Annotated in this window: 15 protein-coding genes; 2 read left to right on the top strand and 13 right to left on the bottom strand. The window is 71.4% G+C overall.

All coding sequences use genetic code 11. The annotated features are described in order from the left end of the window. Positions 1-35: 35 nt before the first annotated feature. The 4 genes from ligA to OO54_RS18560 are packed head-to-tail and all read right to left on the bottom strand — an operon-like array spanning position 36 to position 4537. On the bottom strand, positions 36-2216 hold the full coding sequence (gene ligA, locus OO54_RS18575) for an NAD-dependent DNA ligase LigA (RefSeq protein ID WP_033204511.1): 2181 nt from the start codon (positions 2214-2216) through the stop codon (positions 36-38). Between the two features lie 32 nt (positions 2217-2248). Further along, positions 2249-3289 carry a methionine synthase gene (locus tag OO54_RS18570; protein ID WP_399522778.1) on the bottom strand — a complete coding sequence of 347 codons (1041 nt, stop codon included), beginning with the start codon at positions 3287-3289 and terminating at the stop codon, positions 2249-2251. A 2-nt stretch (positions 3290-3291) separates the two neighbouring features. After that, complete coding sequence (locus tag OO54_RS18565; RefSeq protein ID WP_017236029.1) at positions 3292-3990, bottom strand: SDR family oxidoreductase; 699 nt, start codon at positions 3988-3990, stop codon at positions 3292-3294. A gap of 7 nt (positions 3991-3997) precedes the next feature. Beyond that, positions 3998-4537 (bottom strand): LOG family protein, encoded by a 540-nt coding sequence (locus OO54_RS18560; RefSeq protein WP_033204510.1) that lies wholly within the window; start codon positions 4535-4537, stop codon positions 3998-4000. Positions 4538-4635: 98 nt separating this feature from the next. On the opposite strand from OO54_RS18560, the gene OO54_RS18555 reads away from it, so the two are divergent. Beyond that, positions 4636-5445 carry an alpha/beta fold hydrolase gene (locus OO54_RS18555; RefSeq protein WP_033204508.1) on the top strand — a complete coding sequence of 270 codons (810 nt, stop codon included), beginning with the start codon at positions 4636-4638 and terminating at the stop codon, positions 5443-5445. Positions 5446-5614: 169 nt separating this feature from the next. Here the strand turns inward: OO54_RS18555 and mnmA are convergent, their stop codons facing one another. Next, a complete protein-coding gene (gene mnmA, locus OO54_RS18550) occupies positions 5615-6742 on the bottom strand; it encodes a tRNA 2-thiouridine(34) synthase MnmA (RefSeq protein WP_033204507.1) in 1128 nt (375 codons plus the stop codon). Between the two features lie 61 nt (positions 6743-6803). On the opposite strand from mnmA, the gene OO54_RS18545 reads away from it, so the two are divergent. Then, positions 6804-7472: an N-acetylmuramoyl-L-alanine amidase gene (locus OO54_RS18545; RefSeq protein WP_033204506.1), complete on the top strand. Its 669-nt coding sequence runs from the start codon at positions 6804-6806 to the stop codon at positions 7470-7472. Here the strand turns inward: OO54_RS18545 and OO54_RS18540 are convergent. The 8 genes from OO54_RS18540 to OO54_RS18505 form a co-directional block, all read right to left on the bottom strand. Continuing rightward, the gene (locus tag OO54_RS18540) at positions 7465-8628 is read right to left on the bottom strand and encodes a cysteine desulfurase family protein (protein WP_033204504.1); all 1164 of its coding nucleotides are present in this window, start codon (positions 8626-8628) and stop codon (positions 7465-7467) included. The genes OO54_RS18545 and OO54_RS18540 overlap by 8 nt on opposite strands. An 87-nt stretch (positions 8629-8715) precedes the next feature. After that, on the bottom strand, positions 8716-9591 hold the full coding sequence (locus OO54_RS18535) for a thioesterase family protein (RefSeq protein WP_033204503.1): 876 nt from the start codon (positions 9589-9591) through the stop codon (positions 8716-8718). Positions 9592-9614: 23 nt separating this feature from the next. Further along, the gene (locus tag OO54_RS18530; RefSeq protein WP_033204501.1) at positions 9615-10292 is read right to left on the bottom strand and encodes a trimeric intracellular cation channel family protein; all 678 of its coding nucleotides are present in this window, start codon (positions 10290-10292) and stop codon (positions 9615-9617) included. 96 nt (positions 10293-10388) lie between these two features. Beyond that, positions 10389-11429, bottom strand: a complete 1041-nt coding sequence (locus OO54_RS18525) for an ABC transporter ATP-binding protein (RefSeq protein WP_051787033.1) — start codon at positions 11427-11429, stop codon at positions 10389-10391. Positions 11430-11437: 8 nt separating this feature from the next. Next, positions 11438-12541 (bottom strand): ABC transporter ATP-binding protein, encoded by a 1104-nt coding sequence (locus OO54_RS18520; protein WP_033204497.1) that lies wholly within the window; start codon positions 12539-12541, stop codon positions 11438-11440. Further along, positions 12538-13536, bottom strand: a complete 999-nt coding sequence (locus tag OO54_RS18515) for an ABC transporter permease (protein WP_033204495.1) — start codon at positions 13534-13536, stop codon at positions 12538-12540. Before OO54_RS18515 ends, OO54_RS18520 begins: the two co-directional genes overlap by 4 nt. A gap of 114 nt (positions 13537-13650) precedes the next feature. Then, entirely contained in the window at positions 13651-15417 is a 1767-nt protein-coding gene (locus OO54_RS18510; RefSeq protein ID WP_033204493.1) for an ABC transporter substrate-binding protein, read from the bottom strand. A gap of 110 nt (positions 15418-15527) precedes the next feature. Next, a complete protein-coding gene (locus OO54_RS18505; protein WP_017236041.1) occupies positions 15528-16556 on the bottom strand; it encodes an ABC transporter permease in 1029 nt (342 codons plus the stop codon). Between the last annotated feature and the right edge of the window lie 287 nt (positions 16557-16843).

Here is a 16843-nt window from a genome sequence, read left to right as displayed (position 1 = left end):
GCCGAACGGGTGGCCTTCCGGGGGACGGTGGGCGGCTACTCGGCGACCGGGACCGCGGCCTCCCGAGCCGCCTCGGACCCCTGTTCGAGCAGGACGGAGAAGCCCTCCTCGTCCAGAACCGGAACCTTCAGCTGCATCGCCTTGTCGTACTTCGAACCGGGGTTTTCACCGACCACCACGAAGTCGGTCTTCTTCGAAACGGAACCGGTCACCTTCGCTCCGAGCCTCTGGAGGGACTCTTTTGCGCCATCCCTGGTGAACTTCTCCAGGGTGCCGGTCACCACGACCGTGAGGCCTTCCAGCGGACGCGGTCCCTCGTCCTCCCCGGCGCCCTCGTCCTCCAGGATGACCCCCGCGGCGCGCCACTTGCGCACGATCTCGCGGTGCCACTCCTCGGAGAACCACTGCTTCACCGCGGCCGCGATGATCCCGCCGACCCCGTCGACGGCCGCCAGTTCCTCCTCGCTCGCCTGCTCGATCCGCTCCAGGGAGCGGAACTCACGGGCCAGCGCCTCGGCCGCGACGGGCCCCACGTGCCGGATGGACAGGCCGTTGATGAACCGGGCCAGCGGCCGGGCCTTGGCGTCCTCGATGTTCTTCAGCATGGCGAGGGCGTTCTTCTTCGGCTCGCCCTTCTGGTTGGCGAAGACCGTGACGATCTTCTCCTCGCCGGTCTTCGGGTCCCGCTTCGGCAGTCCGCTGTCCGGGTCGAGGACGTACGCCTTGATCGGAAGCAGCTGCTCGATGGTCAGGTCGAACAGGTCGCCCTCGTCCGCGAGCGGCGGCTCGGAGGGCTCCAGGGGGCGGGTCAGCGCGGCCGCGGCCACCGCACCGAAGTTCTCGATGTCCAGGCACTGGCGCCCGGCCAGGAAGAACAGCCGCTCGCGCAGCTGGGCCGGGCAGGTCCGGGCGTTCGGGCAGCGGAGGTCGATGTCCCCTTCCTTCATGGGCTTCAGCGGCGTGTCGCACTCCGGGCACGTCGCCGGCATCACGAACTCGCGCTCGGTGCCGTCCCGCAGGTCGGCGACCGGACCGAGGATCTCCGGGATCACGTCGCCGGCCTTGCGCAGCACGACCGTGTCGCCGATCAGCACGCCCTTGGCCTTCACCACCTCCTGGTTGTGGAGGGTGGCGAACTCGACCTCGGAGCCGGCCACCGTCACCGGCTCCACCTGCGCGTACGGCGTGACGCGCCCGGTGCGGCCGACGCCGACCTTGATGTCGACCAGCTTGGTGTTGACCTCTTCCGGCGCGTACTTCCAGGCGATCGCCCAGCGCGGGGCACGCGCGGTGGAGCCGAGCCGGCCCTGGAGCGGGATCTCGTCGAGCTTGACGACGACTCCGTCGATCTCGTGCTCCACGGAGTGACGGTTCTCCCCGAAGTACGCGATGAACTCGCGCACGTCGGCGAGCGAGCCGACCACCTTGTTGTGCCGGGCGGTGGGCAGGCCCCACTCGTGGAGCAGCTCGTACGTCTCCGAGAGCCGGGAGATGTCGAAGCCCTCGCGGGCGCCGATGCCGTGGACCACCATGTGGAGCGGACGGGAGGCGGTGACCTTGGGGTCCTTCTGGCGGAGCGAACCCGCCGCCGCGTTGCGCGGATTGGCGAAGGGCTTGTCACCGGCCTCCACCAGACGGGCGTTGAGCCCTTCGAAGCCCTCCATCGGGAAGTAGACCTCGCCGCGGATCTCCACCAGCTCCGGGATCCGGTCGCCGCGCAGCCGGTCCGGGATGTCGGCGATCGTCCGCACGTTGGGCGTGATGTCCTCGCCGGTGCGGCCGTCGCCGCGGGTGGCGGCCCGGGTCAGCCGCCCCCGCTCGTACGTGAGGTTGACCGCGAGGCCGTCGACCTTGAGCTCGCACAGGTAGTGGAAGTCGGGGGTGCCGACGTCCCGCGCGACCCGCTCGGCCCAAGTGGCCAGCTCCTCGTCGTCGAAGGCGTTGTCCAGGGAGAGCATGCGCTCCCGGTGCTCCACGGAGGTGAACTCCGTCTCGTACTGCCCGGCCACCTTCTGGGTCGGCGAGTCGGGCGTCCGCAGCTCCGGGTACTCCTCCTCCAGCGCTTCGAGCACGCGCAGGAGCTTGTCGAACTCGCCGTCGCTGATGACCGGCTGGTCCTTCACGTAGTACCGGAAGCGGTGCTCCTCGACCTGCTCGGCGAGGTCGGCGTGCTTCTCCCGTGCCTCGGCGGGCAGGGCCCCCTGTTCGACTGCCACCTTCGTCCGTCCTCCCGTACCTCGAAACCCGGTCACTCTGGGTTGTCCGCGAGCGATCTCGCCGCCCGGGCGCAGTGGGCGAGCGCCGCACGGGCGTACGCGGGCGAAGCGCCCGCGAGCCCGCACGTGGGGGTGACGACCACGGACTCGGCGAGAGTCCCCGGATTCAGCCCCAGCCTGCGCCACAGCGTCCTGACACCCATGACGCTACCGCCCGGGTCTGACAATGCCGTGTCGGTGGAAGGCACCACACCGGCGAAGAGCTTCGTACCGGCCTCCACGGCCTCGCCGATCGGCTCCTCGTCACGTTCGGTGAGCAGCCCGAAGTCGAACGAGACGCCGGCGACACCGGACCGCCGGAGCAGTGCGAACGGCACGTCGGGGGCGCAGGAGTGGACGACGACCGGCCCGTCGTGGACGGCGGCCACGTCCCGCAGGGCGCTCTCCACGACCTGGCGGTCGACGGCCCGGTAGGTCCGGTAGCCGCTGGCGGTACGGACGTGGCCGCGCAGCACGGCGGTGAGCGAGGGCTCGTCGAGCTGGAGGACGAGCCGGGCCCCCGGGACGCGCTTGCGCAGCTCCGCGAGGTGGTCGTGGAGTCCCTCGGCGAGGGAGCCGACGAGGTCGCGGCAGGCGCCCGCGTCGCCGAGGGCCGCCTCCCCGCCGCGCAGCTCCAGGGCGGCTGCGAGCGTCCACGGCCCGACGGCCTGCACCTTGAGCGGGCCTTCGTACCCCTGGGTGAACTCCTCCAGGGCGTCCAGGTCCTCGCCGAGCCAGGAGCGGGCGCGCTTGGTGTCGCGGCCGGGCCGGTCGCTGATCCGCCAGCCGCTGGGCTCCACGTGCGCGTAGAGGTCGACGAGCATCCCGATGGTCCGGCCGATCATGTCGGCGCCGGGCCCGCGCGCGGGCAGCTCGGGGAGGAACGGGAAGTCCTCGAAGGAACCGGTGGCGGTCTTCGCCGCCTCGCGGGCGTCGCCGCCGGGCAAGGACCCGACGCCGGTGGCCGGGCCCCAGAACCTCGTGTCGTCCATGTCCGTCGCGTCGCCGCCCGTCGTGTCTGTCGTCGCGCCCATGCCTAGCGTCCCGGGCGGACGGTGAGGTCGTTGATCTCGGCGTCCTTCGGCAGGTCGATCGCGGTCAGGATCGCCGTCGCGACGGACTCGGGGTCGATCCACTTCGACGGGTCGTACTCCTTGCCCTCCTGCTGGTGCACCTTCGCCTGCATCGGGCTCGCGGTCCGCCCCGGGTAGACGGACGTGACCCGCACCCCGTTCGCGTGCTCCTCGTGGCGCAGGGCGTCCGCGAGGGCCTTGAGGCCGTGCTTCGAGGCGGCGTACGCGCCCCACTCCCCGTGCGCGTTGAGCCCCGCGCCCGAGTTCACGAAGACGACGTGCCCCTGCGAGACCCGCAGCTGGGGCAGCATGTGCCGGGTCAGCTCCGCCGGGGCGACGAGGTTGACGTTGAGCTGGTGGTGCCAGGTCTTCGGCGTGAGTTCGCCGATCGGGCCGAGGTCGACGACCCCCGCGATGTGCAGCAGGCTGTCCACCCGCTCCGGCATCGTCTGGTGCGAGAACGCCCACGACAGCCGGTCGGGGTCGGCGAGGTCCCCCACCAGCGTCCGCGCGCCGGGGAACCGCCCGGCGAGCTCCTTCGCCCTCCCCGCGTCGCGCGCGTGCAGCACGAGTTCGTCCCCGCGCGCGTGCAGCCGGCGCGCGACGGCCGCGCCGATGCCGGAACCGGCTCCGGTGATCACATGAGTAGCCATGGTCCCCATGCTCGCATCAGCGGGAGGCGATGTTCTCCTCCAGGTGGGCGAGGGCGGCCGGGCCGTCGTCCGCGAAGAAGACGAGGTCGGTGAGGGGCAGCGGGAGGAAGCCCTCGGCCTCCATGCGGTGGAACTGGGTCTTCAGGCCGTCGTAGAAGCCGGCGGTGTTGAGGAGGACGACCGGCTTGGCGTGCTTGCCGTGCTTCTTGAGCTCCAGGATCTCGGTGGCCTCGTCGAGGGTGCCGGTGCCGCCGACCATGACGACGATCGCGTCGGACTTGGCGAGCAGCAGCGCCTTGCGGGCGGCCAGGTCCTCGGCGATGACCATCTCGTCCGCGTCCGGGCGGGCCTTGTGGGCGAGGAAGTCGACGGAGACGCCGACGAGCCGGCCGCCGCTCTCCTGGACGCCGTCCGCGACGACCTTCATCAGGCCGGTGTCGGAGCCGCCCCAGACGAGGGTGTGGCCGGACTTGCCGAGGAGGCGGGCGAAGTCGCGGGCGGGGGCCGTGTAGCGCTCGTCGAGGTCGGCGGCGGAGAGGAAGACGCAGATGTTCATGGCCCCCACCGTAGGCCTTGACCAGGGGCTGGGAATTTCCTCGGGGAAATCGCGCCCGGCGGCGATGAGTTCCGGTGACGTCCGCGGTCTGCCCTGCCATGGACGAGGAGAGCACCACGCTGAACAGGGTTCGGGGGCGGGTCACGTCGCGGGACGGGACGCCGATCGCGTACGAGAGGTACGGCGACGGGCCGCCGCTCGTCCTGGTGAGCGGTGCGCTGGGCACGGCCGCGGGCGAACGGGTGCTGGGCGGGCTGCTCGCCGGGCGCTTCTCGGTCGTGGCGTACGACCGGAGGGGGCGCGGCGCGAGCGGCGACACCGGGCCGTACGCGGTGGAAAGGGAGATCGACGACCTGGCGGCGGTCGTCGGGGCGGCGGGCGCGGGGGCGGCCCTGCACGGGACGGGCACGGGGGGCGCGCTGGCGCTCGCGGCGGCGGCGGCCGGGGTGCCGGCGGGTCCGGTGTCGGTGTACGAGCCGCCGTACTCGGCGGAGGAGAGGGAGCGGTGGCGCCGGGTGGCCGCGCTCCTCGACCGGGGGCGGCGGGCGGCGGCGCTCGACCTTTTCCTGGCGGACGCGGCGGCGGCCGCGGGGCTGCCGCCCGGGGTGACCCGGCTGCGGCCCGGCGTCGCCGGGCCGGCCCGCACCCTCGCGTACGACCTCGCCCTCCTCGGCGACGGGACGCTTCCCGAGCGGAGCCTCGCCCGCGTCCACGCGCGCGTGCTGGTGGTCGACGGCGGCGCCAGCCCGGCCGGGACCCGTCAGGCGGCGCGCGCCCTGACGGCGGCCCTCCCCCGTGCCCGGCACCGCACCCTGACGGGCCAGACGCACGAGGTGGCCCCGCACGTCCTGGCCCCCGTCGTCGAGGAGTTCCTCGCCGAGGACCGGGAGACGGCCGGGGCGGTCTAGTGCCTGTCCGGCGGATCAGGGCCGGCTGGTCCGCGGCGCCGCGGACCCGGCCCTGATCCGCCGGACAGGCCCTGGCGGTGTCCTGTCGGTCAGGCCGGATCGGGCGGCGGGCCCGGACGGTCCCGGGCGCGGTCGTGGTGCGCGGGCCCGGTCCTCGGGCCTCGCGGGGTCAGGCCGGGGCCGGGGTGTGGCGGGCCGTCGTGGCGATGGTGGCGGAGCCGACGACGCGGGTGCCGTCGTAGAGGACGATGGCCTGGCCGGGGGCGACGCCGCGGACCGGCTCGGCGAAGGTGACGGCGAGCTCGCCGTCGGTGAGGGTGGCGGTCACCTCGGTCTCGCCGCCGTGGGCGCGGAGCTGGGCCGTGTAGCGGCCCGGGCCGTCCGGGGCGGTGCCGCACCAGCGGGGCTTGATCGCGGTGAGGGCGGTGACGTCGAGCGCCTCGGCCGGGCCGACGGTGACGGTGTTGTTCACGGGCGAGATGTCGAGGACGTAGCGGGGCTTGCCGTCCGCGGCCGGGTGGCCGATCCGCAGGCCCTTGCGCTGGCCGATGGTGAAGCCGTACGCGCCCTCGTGCGTGCCGATCTTCGTGCCGGCCTCGTCGACGATGTCGCCCTCCGCCTTGCCGAGGCGGGAGGCGAGGAAGCCCTGCGTGTCGCCGTCGGCGATGAAGCAGATGTCGTGGCTGTCGGGCTTCTTCGCGACCGCGAGCCCGCGTCGCTCGGCCTCCGCCCGGATCTCGTCCTTGGTGGTGAGGGTGTCGCCCAGCGGGAACATCGCGTGGGCCAGCTGCTTCTCGTCCAGCACCCCGAGGACGTACGACTGGTCCTTGGCCATGTCGGAGGCGCGGTGCAGCTCGCGGGTGCCGTCCTCGTTCAGGACGACGGTGGCGTAGTGGCCGGTGCAGACCGCGTCGAAGCCGAGCGCGAGCGCCTTGTCGAGGAGCGCCGCGAACTTGATCTTCTCGTTGCAGCGCAGGCAGGGGTTGGGCGTGCGGCCGGCCTCGTACTCCGCGACGAAGTCGTCGACGACGTCCTCGCGGAACCGCTCGGCCAGGTCCCACACGTAGAAGGGGATGCCGATGACGTCGGCCGCCCGGCGCGCGTCGCGCGAGTCCTCGATCGTGCAGCAGCCGCGGGCTCCGGTACGGAAGGACTGCGGGTTCGCGGAGAGGGCGAGGTGCACGCCGGTGACGTCGTGGCCCGCCTCGGCGGCACGGGCGGCGGCGACGGCGGAGTCCACTCCGCCCGACATGGCGGCGAGGACACGAAGGGGGCGCGGGGGCGGAGTCTGAGTCATAGCCCTACCAGGGTACGGGCAGCCGGGAACCAGGAGCGCGGGAGTAAGCGTTCTCGGTGGCATGGGGAGCAAGGACAGAGGGTCGGACGGGTCCGGCGGGCGGGTGGGGCGGCGGGCGGTGCTGCTCGGCGGCGGTGCGGCGGTGGTCGGGGTCGCCGCGCTTGCCCGGGACGACCTCGCGCGTTTCTGGTGGCGGCTGCCCGGGATGGAGAAGAAGCGGGTCGACGGCGAGCTCGACCACAAGGGCGCCGAGTGGGCTGCGGCGGCGCGGGCGAACTGGCGCCGGGCCGACCGGCCGGACGACTACCGGATCGACCGGGTCGTGATCCACGTCGTCCAGGGCAGTTACGCGACCGCCCTGAAGGTCTTCAAGAACCCGGGGCACGGGGCCGCCGCCCACTACGTCGTCCGCAAGGACGGGCACGTGGCCCAGATGATCCGGGAGCTCGACGTCGCCTTCCACGCCGGCAACCGCGACATGAACGAGCGCAGCATCGGCATCGAGCACGAGGGCTTCGTCGACCGTCCGCAGGGCTTCACGGCGGCGATGTACGCGTCGTCCGCGCGGCTGACGGCCGGGATATGCGCCCGGTACGGGATACCCGTGGACCGGGAGCACATCATCGGGCACGTGGAGGTCGAGGGCACGGACCACACCGACCCGGGTCCGCACTGGGACTGGGACCGCTACCTGAGACTGGTGCGCGAGGCGTCGAAGACGGTCACGTGAGGCCCGCGGTCCTGGCGCGCTCCACCGCCGGGCCGATCGCCGCGGCGACCGCGGCCACGTCCTCCTTGGTGGAGGTGTGGCCGAGGGAGAAGCGCAGGGTGCCGCGGGCGAGGTCCGGGTCGGTGCCGGTGGCGAGGAGCACGTGGCTGGGCTGGGCGATGCCTGCGGTGCAGGCGGAGCCGGTGGAGCAGGCGATGCCGGCGGCGTCGAGGAGCAGGAGCAGGGAGTCGCCCTCGCAGCCCGGGAAGGTGAAGTGCGCGTTGGCGGGCAGCCGCTCGACGGGGTCGCCGCCGAGGATCGCGTCGGGCGCGACCGCGTGGACGGCGGTGACGAGCGCGTCCCGGAGGGCGCCGACCTCGCGGGCGAACTCGGCGCGCCGCTCGGTGGCCAGCCGGGCCGCCACCGCGAAGGCGGCGACCGCCGGCACGTCGAGGGTGCCGGAGCGGACGTGCCGCTCCTGGCCGCCGCCGTGCAGCACGGGCACGGGGGTGTGCTCGCGGCCCAGGAGCAGTGCGCCGATGCCGTAGGGGCCGCCGATCTTGTGGCCGGACACGGTCATCGCGGCGAGGCCCGATGCGGCGAAGTCGACCGGGACCTGACCGACGGCCTGGACGGCGTCCGCGTGCAGCGGTACGTCGAACTCGGCGGCCACGTCGGCGAGTTCACGCACCGGCATGACGGTGCCGATCTCGTTGTTGGCCCACATGACGGTGGCCAGGGCGACCGAGCCGGGGTCGCGGGCGATCGCCTCGCGGAGCGCCTCGGGGTGCACCCGGCCGTGCCGGTCGACCGGCAGGTACTCCACGTCGGCGCCCTCGTGCGTGGCGAGCCAGTCGACGGCGTCGAGCACGGCGTGGTGCTCCACGGGGCTGGCCAGGACGCGGGTGCGGCGGGGGTCGGCGTCGCGGCGGGCCCAGTACAGGCCCTTCACGGCGAGGTTGTCGGCCTCCGTGCCGCCCGAGGTGAACACGACCTCGCTCGGTCGCGCGCCGAGCGCCGCGGCGAGCGTCTCGCGGCCCTCCTCGACGGTCCGCCTGGCCCGTCGGCCGGCGGCGTGCAGGGACGAGGCGTTGCCCGTGACGGCGAGCTGGGCGGTCATCGCCTCGATCGCCTCGGGCAGCATGGGCGTGGTCGCGGCGTGGTCGAGGTAAGCCATGGTGGGTCGATTCTACGAGCCCACCACGGCATGCTCGGCGCCTGGCCTGTTTACGCCCGCGCGGCGGCGGGCCGGCGGCCGGCGGGGTCAGTCGCGGGGGGCGCGGGCCAGCTGGCGGGACTGGGCCACGAGGCGGCCGGCGCTGTCCCAGACCTCGGCGTCCTCTTCGAGGAAGCCGCCGGCGAGGTTGCGGGTCGTGATCGAGACGCGCAGCGGGCCGGGGGCCGGGCGGCAGCGGACGTGGGTGGTGAGCTCGACGGTCGGGGTCCAGCCCTTGAGGCCCAGCTCGAAGGAGGTCGGCGGCAGGGCGTCGACGGTCAGCAGCAGGGACAGCGCGTCGGGCTCGCGGCCGTCGGCGAGGCCGAACCACGCCCGCATCTCGCCCTTGCCGGACGGGGCGCCGACCGCCCAGCCGACGCAGGAGGGGTCGAGGCGGAGGTCGAGGCGCTCGGCGATGGCGGACGACCCGGGGATCCGCGGGGCCGGGTTGTCGGCGGCGCTGAAGCAGTTCTCGATCGCGGCCATCGCCGGGGGCGCGGCGGTGGTGCGGACGTCGTCGGGGAGGGCGTCGAGGTCTCCGTACGAGGCGAGGACGCGGATGCGCTCCACCTCGGTGCCGTCCTCGGCGTACTGGAAGAGCGACGCCTGCCCCGTGGAGAGGGACCGGCCCGTGCGGACCGTCTCCGTCCGGATCACCGCCGGGCCGGGCACGGACGGCGTCAGGTAGTGCGCCGAGATCGTGAACGGGTCGGGGTGCGGGAGGTGGTCGCCGAGGGCGCGGCCGAGCAGGGCGAGGAGGTAGCCGCCGTTGACGGCTTGGATGATCGTCCAGCCGGCGGAGAGGTCCGCGTCGTAGACGCCGGGTTCCCGGAGGGTGACGGCGGTGTCGCGGTCGAACTCGCTCGTCGCGACGGCGGTCGACGGCGTGCGCGTCTCGGTGCTCATCTCGGTGCTCGTGCTCATACGATCGACGGTACCGCAGGTAATTACTGAGCGGTAGCTTTTTCCGGCTCCTCCCGAGCGGACGAACGGCGGTTCCAGGCGCGCGGCGCCCGCCAGTGGAAGCGCATCGCGAACAGCCGCAGCACGAAGGCGGTCAGGACGGCGGCACCGCTGGTGAAGGCGTTCAGCATGTCGAAGCGGATGCAGAGCACCACCATCGTGGCCCCCACGATCGCGGGCACGGCGTACAGGTCCCGGTCCCAGCGGAGCAGCGACGGAACCTCGTTCGCCAGCACGTCGCGCAGCACGCCGCCGCCGACGGCCGTCGCCAGACCCAGCGCCGCCGAGGCCGTCAGGCCGAGCCCGTAGTCGTACGCCTTCGTCGTCCCCGTCACGCAGAACAGCCCCAGGCCCGCCGCGTCGAACACGTTCACCGCGGTCTGCGTGCGCTCGACCTCCGGGTGCAGGAAGAACACCAGGACCGCGGCGATCAGCGGCATCAGGAAGTACCCGAGGTCCGTGAAAGCGGCGGGCGGCACCGCGCCGATGACCAGGTCCCGGAAGAGGCCGCCGCCGAGGGCGGTGACCTCCGCGAGGACGGCGATGCCGAAGACGTCGAAGTTCTTGCGGACGGCGAGGAGGGCGCCGGAGATGGCGAAGACGAAGATGCCGACGAGGTCCAGGGCGTGCTGGACGTCGGGGCTGAACAGATCGTGAAGCACGCGCCCATTGTCCCGGTTGTCCCCCGCGCCCTCCGATGCGGGCCTGGCGCGGGCATGACGAAGGCCCCCGACGCCGGGGCGGCAGGGGCCTTCGGGTTACGCCTCGGGAGCGTCGTCGGCCTCGACCGACTTGCGGGCCGAGGGGATCGGGAGGGACTCGGCGTTCTCCGGGTGGTGGCAGGCGACGCGCTGGCCGGGGCGGAGCTCGAGGAGCGGCGGCTCCTGGGTCCGGCAGAGGTCGGTGGCCTTCCAGCAGCGGGTGTTGAAGCGGCAGCCGGGCGGCGGGGCGATCGGGGACGGCACGTCGCCGGTGAGGAGGATGCGCTCGTTCTTGGCGCCGCGGCGGCGGGGGTCCGGGATCGGGACCGCCGACATGAGGGCGCGGGTGTACGGGTGCATCGGGTTCTCGTACAGCGACTTGCGGTCCGCGAGCTCGACGATCTTGCCGAGGTACATGACGGCGATGCGGTCCGAGACGTGCCGGATGACCGAGAGGTCGTGCGCGATGATCACGTACGTGAGGCCGAGCTCCTGCTGGAGGTCGTCCAGGAGGTTGACCACCTGCGCCTGGATGGAGACGTCCAGGGCGGAGACGGGCTCGTCCGCGACGACGAGCTTCGGCTTGAGGGCGAGCGCGCGGGCGATGCCGATGCGCTGGCGCTGGCCGCCGGAGAACTCGTGCGGGTAGCGGTTGTAGTGCTCGGGGTTGAGGCCCACGAGGCCGAGGAGGCGCTGGACCTCCTTCTTCACGCCGCCCTCGGGCTCGACGCCCTGGAGCTTGAAGGGTGCGGAGACGATCGTGCCGACCGTGTGGCGCGGGTTCAGCGAGCCGTACGGGTCCTGGAAGATCATCTGGATGTCCCGGCGGAGCGGCCGCATGCCCGCCACGCCGAGGTGCGAGATGTCCGTGCCCTGGAACTCGATGGAGCCGCCCGTCGGTTCGAGGAGCCGCGTGATGAGGCGGCCCATCGTGGACTTGCCGCAGCCGGACTCGCCGACGACGCCGAGGGTCTCACCGGGGAAGACCTCGAAGTCGAGGCCGTCCACCGCCTTGACCGCACCGGTCTGGCGCTGGAGCAGCCCCTTCTTGATGGGGAAGTGCTTCTTCAGGCCGCTGACCTTGAGCAGAGGTTCCATGTTGTCGCTCACAGTTTCGGCGCAATCTCTTCGGTCCAGATGCGGGTCCGCTCCTCCTGCGGCATGTGGCACGCCGAGAAGTGGCGGTCCCCGGCCGGCGTCAGCTCCGGCCGCTGGGTGCGCGTGATGCCGCCCTTGGGGACGTCCGCGTACGGGCAGCGGGGGTTGAAGGCGCAGCCGCTCGGGATGTTGATGAGGCTGGGCGGGTTGCCCTTGACCGGGATGAGCCGGTCGGTCTGGTCGCGGTCGATCCTCGGCATCGAACCGAGCAGGCCCCAGGTGTAGGGGTGCTGCGGCTCGTAGAAGACGGACTCGGCCGGGCCGCGCTCGACGCAGCGCCCGCCGTACATGACGAGGATGTCGTCGGCGAGCTCGGCGACGACGCCGAGGTCGTGGGTGATGATGACGACCGCGGAGCCGAACTCCTTCTGGAGGTCCCGCATCAGGTCGAGGATCTGCGCCTGGACGGTGACGTCGAGCGCCGTGGTGGGCTCGTCGGCGATGAGGAGTTCGGGGTTGTTGACGAGCGCCATGGCGATCATCGCGCGCTGGCGCATGCCGCCGGAGAACTCGTGCGGGTAGTTGTCGAACCGCTTGGCGGGCTCGGGGATGCCGACCCGGTCGAGGAGTTCGACGGCCCGCCTCTTCGCCGTCTTCTTGTCGACGGCGTTGTGGATGCGGTACGCCTCCACGATCTGGTTGCCGACCGAGTAGTACGGGTGCATCGCGGACAGCGGGTCCTGGAAGATCATCGCCATCTCGCGGCCGCGCATCCGGCGGACCTCTTCCGGGTCCGCGGAGAGCAGCTCGCGGCCGTTCAGCCAGATCTCGCCGGAGATCCGCGCCTTCTGCCGGCCGTACTGGCCGACCGTGTGCAGGCCCATGATGCCGAGCGAGGTGACCGACTTGCCGGAGCCGGACTCGCCCACGATGCCGAGGGTCTTGCCCTTCTCCAGCTGGAAGCTGAGGCCGTCGACCGACTTGACCAGACCGTCGTCGGTCGGGAAGTGGATCTTCAGGTCGCGTACGTCGAGGAAGGCGTCGGAGGGGGCGGAGCCGGTGGCGACGGGCTCTCCCACCGCCGCGCCCGTCTTCGTCAGCTTGTCCGTCATGCGAGCCTCACTCGGGGGTCGATCACCGCGTACAGCAGGTCCACCACGAGGTTCGCGATGACGACGCACGCGGCGGTGATGAGGGTGACGGCCAGGATCAGCGGAAGGTCGCGCTCGCTCACGCCCTTGATGGCGAGGCCGCCGAGGCCGTGGAGGCTGAACGCGGTCTCCGTCAGGATCGCGCCGCCGACGAGGGCGCCGAGGTCCATGCCGAAGATGGTCAGGATCGGGGTCATGGTGGAGCGCATGGCGTGCTTGCCGAGCACGACCGGCTCCGGCAGGCCCTTGGCCCGGGCGGTGCGGATGTAGTCCTCGCCGAGGACCTCCAGCATGGTGGCGCGGGTGAGCCGCGCGTACATCGCCGCGTACAGGAAGGCGAGGGTGACCCAGGGCAGGAGCAGGCCGCCGAACCAGCCGCCGAAGGACTCGGAGATCGGCACGTACGAGGCGTTGAGCCAGCCCAGCTGGGTGCGGAAGACGAGCATCGCCAGCATGGCGGTGAAGAAGATGGGGAGCGAGACGCCGGCCAGCGCGGTGATCATCGCCGCGCGGTCGATGATCGTGCCCCGCTTGAGCGCGGAGACGACACCGGTGGAGACGCCGAGCACCAGCCACAGCACGGCGGCGCCGATGACCATGGAGAGGGTGACCGGGAAGGCGTCGACGAGCATCGTCGAGACGTCCTGCTCGGTGCGGAACGAGTAACCGAAGCACGGCGCGGCACAGTGGATCGTGTCCCCGCCGCCGGTGTAGTCCCGGCCGACGAAGATGCCGGAGACGAAGTGCCAGAACTGCACCAGGATCGGCTCGTCCAGGCCCAGCTTCTGCCGGACGGCCTCGATGGAAGCCGGATCCGCCTGCTTGCCGACGAACATCGCGGCAGGGTCGCTGCCGGTCATCTTGGGGATGAGGAAGAAGATGCTGAGCGTCACGAGCGTGACGACGAGCAGCATCACGACGACTGCGAAGAGCCGTCGGATTATGTATGCAAGCATGCGGTCGGCCGGTCGGCGGCCGGGGAACCCGATCGGGTTCCCCGGCCGCCGCCCACGGCCATCACCTGCCCTTCGGACCTGGCGGCGGGTGGTGCGCCGGTGGAGCGGGTCGGATTACTTGACGACGCCGAGCGACGCGTAGTCGTAGCGGCCGTTGTAGGCGTCCGCCGTGTAGACGTTGGTCAGCCGGGAGCTGCGCCAGATGATGTTCTTCTCGTGGGTGAAGGGCAGGTAGACCGCGGCCTCCGACACCTTCGTGTTGATCTGCTTGTAGAGCTCGCCGGCCTTGTCGGGGTCGGTCTCCTTCAGCGCCTGGTCGAACAGACCGTTGATGGCCTTGTCGTTCAGCTCCGAGAAGTTGTTGTTACCGCTCTGCAGGATGAAGCGGCCGTCGACCAGCGGCTGGAGGAAGCCCTGACCGGTCGGGAAGTCGGCGCCCCAGCCCATGATGATGATGCCGTAGCCCTTGTCCTTGACGACCTTCGGCGAACCGATGATGCCGGAGGTCTGGGCGCCGTCGAACTGGTCGATCTCGGCCTCGATGCCGACGGCCTTCAGCGACTGCTGGAGGGACTCGGCGGTCGCGATCTCGATCTTCTTGTTGTTGCGGACCGCGATGGTGGTCTTGAAGCCGTTCGGCTTGCCGCACTTCGCGAGCGCCTCCTTGGCCTTGGCCAGGTCCGGGGCGCCACCGAGCTTGCCGTACGGGTCGGCCTTCGGGTCGGCACCCTTCAGCCCCGGCGGAAGCATGTTGGAGGCGATGTCGCCACCGGCCTGCGGGCCGCCACGGGCGGTCTGCAGGGACTTCGAGTCGGCGGCGTAGATGATCGCCTTGCGGCACTCGATGTTGGGGATGACCGTCTGCGGGAAGACCGCGTAGCGGATCATGCCCGTCTGCGGGTTGTCCGCGTTCTCCTTGTGCTGCTGGAGCACCTTCTGGCGGGCGGAGGAACCGATGCCGGTCGCGTTGATGTCGAGGTCGTACTCGCCCTCGATCAGGCGGTTGTCCATGTCGTCGGCGTTCGTGGTGAACGTGACGCTGATGCTGTCCGGGAGCGCCTTGCGGACGGTGTCCGTCTTCTGGTCCCACTTGTCGTTGCGGACCAGCTTCATGGACTTGTTCGGCGTGTACGACTGCCACTTGTACGGGCCGGAGGAGAACACGTTCAGGCCGTACTTGGCCTTGGTGTCCTTGTCCTGGCGGACCGGGGAGGCGGCGGGCATGGCCAGCATCTGCAGGAAGTCGCCGTTGGCGGCCGGCAGCTTGAAGATGATGGTCTTGTCGTCCGGGGTCTCGATGGCCTTCAGGCCGAGCTTGTCCGGGGCGGTGTCCTTGTACGGGCCCTTGTACTCGTTCTTCGGGTCGAGGACCTGCTGGATGTAGATCGGGCCGCCGGAGATGACGTCCTGGGCCCAGGTGCGCTCGATGCCGTACTTGATGTCCTTGGAGGTGATCGGCTTGCCGTCCTCCCAGGTCACCCCGTCCTTCAGCGTGAAGGTGTAGGTGAGGCCGTCGGCCGAGATCTTGCCGGTGTCGGCGGCGAGGTCGGGGACCAGCTCGGTGGACGCGGAGCCCGGCTCGGCCTTGAAGGTGACGAGCTGGCGCGTGTAGTAGCGCTGGAAGTCCCAGACGAAACCGTAGTAACCGCGCTGCGGGTCCCAGGAGTCGGCCTCCTGCGAGCCGATGAACTTCAGCTCGCCGCCCTTCTTGTCGGAGGGGTTGGCGACCTTGTTCACGCCGGCGTTGAAGCCGGGCGCGCCCGCCTTGCCGTTGCCGCCGTCGCCGGACTTGGCGCCGCCGCCGCAAGCGGTGGCGGCGACCATCGTGGCCGCGGCAAGCAGCGCGCCCGCGGCGATTCTGCGCTGAGAGCTCTTCAGCATGGGTCCAACAACCTCCGGGGTAGTGGCGGCCGTTACGGCGGTCCGCCGATTGGGGATGGGCCTCCTGTCGCCAGCGGCAGGGGCGGGTCTTGCGTGTCGTCGGCGAACGGTCAGCGGGAGCCCTTCGGGTCGAGCGCGTCACGCACGCCGTCGCCGAAGAGGTTGAACGCCAGGACGGTGATGAAGATCGCGAGGCCGGGGATCACCATGAAGAGGGGGTCCGCTTCGTAGGTGGTGATGGCCGTCGACAGCATCTGCCCCCAGGAAGCGGTGGGAGGCTTCACACCCGCGCCGAGGAAGCTGAGCGCCGCTTCGGTGAGGATGTTCGTGGGAATCATCAGGGTCGCGTAGACCGTGATCGGGGCGATCAGGTTGGGCAGCAGCTCGCGGCGCAGGATGTAGAGGCGGCCGGCGCCCAGGCTCTGGGCGGCCTCGACGTACTCGCGGTTGCGCAGCGAGAGGGTCTGGCCGCGGACGATGCGGCCCACGTACGGCCAGCCGAAGAAGCCGATCACGAGCACCAGGGCGGCGATGCGGACGCCCGAGCCGTCGAGGCCGAGGAGCTGGTTCGGCAGGACCGAGACCAGGGCGATGGTGAAGAGCAGCTGCGGGAAGGCGAGCATGACGTCCATGACCCGGCTCAGCGCCGCGTCGACCCAGCCGCCGAAGTAGCCCGCGATGATGCCGAGGACGGTGCCGAGGGCGACCGCGAAGACCGCCGCCAGGAAGGCGACGAGCAGCGAGATCCGGGCTCCGTAGACGATGCGGCTGAAGACGTCGCGGCCGTTGACGGGCTCGACGCCGAAGAGGAAGTCGGAACTGACGCCGCCCCAGGAGCCGATCGGCGTACCGAACAGCGGGTCGATCTGGTCCTCGTGGAACTCGTCCGGCGGGTGGCCCAGGAGGCCGACGATGACCGGGGCGAAGATCGCGACCAGGACCAGGAAGACGACGACGAAGGCGCCGGCGAGGGCGAGCTTGTCGCGCTTGAGGCGGGTCCAGGCGATCTGCCAGGGCGAACGGCCCTCGATCGCCTTGGCGGCCTTGCCGGGGCCGTCCGGGGTGCCGGAAGCGTCGGGCGCGCCGTCGACGGTGGCGGTCGCCTCGCCCGCACTCGTCTCGTGCAGTGGTGCCGTCATCGTGGTGAGGACCCCTCTCGGCCGCCGGTAGCCGGCCCTTGCCCGCCGCGGGTAGCGGCTCGGTGGAACAACCTGCTGGGTATCCGCTCGAAAGGAGCCGGACACCCGGTGTTCCGGGGAGTCTTCAATGCGTTCGTGATCACCCGCCAGCCCTGACGAGGAATGTTTGCTCAAACGTGATGCGGTGCTGCGACTTCCGTTATCCGGACGTCGCGATCACGTGAGCGGACCATCTCGGGTCCTCTTCCCCACAATCGGGCATGTCGCCCAACAGGGCGTTTGAGCTC

The organism is Streptomyces wedmorensis (genome assembly GCF_000716445.1).
Lineage (GTDB): Bacteria > Actinomycetota > Actinomycetes > Streptomycetales > Streptomycetaceae > Streptomyces > Streptomyces wedmorensis.
This window is presented reverse-complemented; position numbering and strand designations above follow the sequence as displayed.

Bases quoted from the DNA above. Each gene is read 5' to 3' on its own strand.
- OO54_RS18570 (WP_399522778.1), bottom strand. From the start codon at position 3,289: ATGGGCGCGACGACAGACACGACGGGCGGCGACGCGACGGACATGGAC.
- OO54_RS18525 (WP_051787033.1), bottom strand. From the start codon at position 11,429: ATGGAACCTCTGCTCAAGGTCAGCGGCCTGAAGAAGCACTTCCCCATC.
- OO54_RS18560 (WP_033204510.1), bottom strand. From the start codon at position 4,537: ATGAACATCTGCGTCTTCCTCTCCGCCGCCGACCTCGACGAGCGCTAC.
- OO54_RS18520 (WP_033204497.1), bottom strand. From the start codon at position 12,541: ATGACGGACAAGCTGACGAAGACGGGCGCGGCGGTGGGAGAGCCCGTC.
- OO54_RS18535 (WP_033204503.1), bottom strand. From the start codon at position 9,591: ATGAGCACGAGCACCGAGATGAGCACCGAGACGCGCACGCCGTCGACC.
- OO54_RS18515 (WP_033204495.1), bottom strand. From the start codon at position 13,536: ATGCTTGCATACATAATCCGACGGCTCTTCGCAGTCGTCGTGATGCTG.
- mnmA (WP_033204507.1), bottom strand. From the start codon at position 6,742: ATGACTCAGACTCCGCCCCCGCGCCCCCTTCGTGTCCTCGCCGCCATG.
- OO54_RS18510 (WP_033204493.1), bottom strand. From the start codon at position 15,417: ATGCTGAAGAGCTCTCAGCGCAGAATCGCCGCGGGCGCGCTGCTTGCC.
- OO54_RS18555 (WP_033204508.1), top strand. From the start codon at position 4,636: ATGGACGAGGAGAGCACCACGCTGAACAGGGTTCGGGGGCGGGTCACG.
- OO54_RS18540 (WP_033204504.1), bottom strand. From the start codon at position 8,628: ATGGCTTACCTCGACCACGCCGCGACCACGCCCATGCTGCCCGAGGCG.
- OO54_RS18545 (WP_033204506.1), top strand. From the start codon at position 6,804: ATGGGGAGCAAGGACAGAGGGTCGGACGGGTCCGGCGGGCGGGTGGGG.
- OO54_RS18505 (WP_017236041.1), bottom strand. From the start codon at position 16,556: ATGACGGCACCACTGCACGAGACGAGTGCGGGCGAGGCGACCGCCACC.
- OO54_RS18565 (WP_017236029.1), bottom strand. From the start codon at position 3,990: ATGGGGACCATGGCTACTCATGTGATCACCGGAGCCGGTTCCGGCATC.